The 988-nt window shown below is 67.2% G+C and carries 1 protein-coding gene; it reads right to left on the bottom strand.

All coding sequences use genetic code 11. The features are described 5' to 3' along the window. Window positions 1-988: methyl-accepting chemotaxis protein (locus PNI01S_RS28125; protein ID WP_143514280.1), on the bottom strand; the 988-nt coding region annotated here is incomplete at both ends.

Genomic DNA, 988 nt, shown 5'->3' with positions numbered 1-988 from the left:
CCCTGAACTGATCCATCAACCCCTGCTGGTGATTCGCCAGCTTGTTCAGCGACTGGCTCACCTGCGCCGACTCCTGCGCCTGGCTCGACAGCGATTCGGTGACGTCACGGATGCCTGCCACGTTGCGGTTGATCTCCTCGGCCACGGCACTCTGCTCCTCGGCGGCGCTGGCGATCTGCAGGTTCATGTCGGTGATCACGCTGACCGCATCGCCGATGCGCTTGAGCGCGGCCACGGCCTGCTCGACCTGGGACACGCTGTCTTGGGCCTGGCGGTGGCTGTTGCTCATGGCGCCAACCACGTCGCGGGTACCGTTCTGCAGGCCCTCGATGACCTGGCGGATTTCCTCCACCGAATCCTGGGTGCGCTTGGCGAGGTTGCGCACCTCGTCGGCGACCACCGCGAAGCCGCGCCCGGCTTCACCGGCGCGAGCCGCTTCGATGGCGGCGTTGAGCGCCAGCAGGTTGGTCTGCTCGGCGATGCCGCGAATCACTTCCAGCACCGAGCCGATCTGCTCGCTGCTGGCGGCCAAGCCTTCCACCTGGCTCATGGCACTGCTCATGTCGCTGGCCAGTTCGTCGATCAGGCGGGTGGTGTTGTCGATCACGTTGAGGCCGTCGCGGGTCGCACCGTCGGCGCCACGGGCGGCATCGGCGGCCATGGCGGCGCTGTTGGCGACGTCGTGGGCGGTGGCGCTCATCTCCTGCGAAGCAGTGGCAACCTGGTCGACTTCGCGGAACTGCTGCTGCATGCCGGCACTGGTCTGGCTGGCGATTTCCGAGGACTGGTCGGCGGTGGCGCGGGCGTCGTGCACCGAGGATTTCACGTCGCGGATGATCGGCTGCAGCTTGTCGAGGAAGCGGTTGAACCAGCCGGCCAGCTCGCCCAGTTCATCCTTGCCGGCGTAGTCCAGGCGCTTGGTCAGGTCGCCTTCGCCGCTGGCGATGTTGCGCAACATGGCGGCCACACCGAGGATCGGCCGGGTCAC

Origin of the sequence: Pseudomonas nitroreducens NBRC 12694, from assembly GCF_002091755.1 — a bacterium.
Taxonomy (GTDB): domain Bacteria; phylum Pseudomonadota; class Gammaproteobacteria; order Pseudomonadales; family Pseudomonadaceae; genus Pseudomonas; species Pseudomonas nitroreducens.
This window is presented reverse-complemented; position numbering and strand designations above follow the sequence as displayed.